The organism is Vibrio sp. 10N.261.52.A1 (assembly GCF_002876325.1).
GTDB lineage: Bacteria > Pseudomonadota > Gammaproteobacteria > Enterobacterales > Vibrionaceae > Vibrio > Vibrio chagasii.
Genome location: NZ_MCYD01000146.1, coordinates 1 through 568, shown reverse-complemented (window position 1 = coordinate 568; position 568 = coordinate 1). Strand labels below are relative to the sequence as shown.

The window sequence follows — 568 nt, the reverse complement described above, 5'->3', positions numbered from 1 at the left end:
AGTTCTATGTGTTCAGTATTTGGCATTCTCGACATAAAAAGTGATGCCGCAGCACTTCGCCCTATCGCTTTAGAAATGTCTAAAAAGCTTCGTCACCGTGGACCAGATTGGTCTGGTATCTATGCAAGTGACAAAGCAATCCTTGCTCACGAGCGTTTAGCTATCGTTGGTCTAAATAGTGGTGCTCAACCGCTATACAGCCAAGACAAGAAACACATTCTTGCGGTAAACGGCGAAATCTATAACCACAAAGAACTTCGTGCTCGCTATGAAGATAAGTACCAGTTCCAGACCGACTCTGACTGTGAAGTTATCCTAGCGTTATACCAAGAAATGGGCGCAGACCTGCTAGAAGAACTAAACGGTATCTTCGCATTCGTTTTATACGATGAAGAAAAAGACGAATACCTAGTAGGCCGCGACCACATCGGTATCATCCCGCTTTACCAAGGCTACGATGAACACGGTAACTACTATGTTGCTTCTGAAATGAAAGCTCTGGTTCCTGTATGTAAGACCATCAGCGAGTTCCCTCCAGGTAGCTTCTACTCTTCGAAAGATGCAGAGC

1 pseudogene is annotated in these 568 nt (G+C 44.9%); it reads left to right on the top strand.

Features of this window, described 5'->3' with window-relative positions:
• Positions 1–6 precede the first annotated feature (6 nt).
• Positions 7–568 (top strand): annotated as a pseudogene (gene asnB, locus BCT81_RS01990) (asparagine synthase B); the annotation flags it as partial.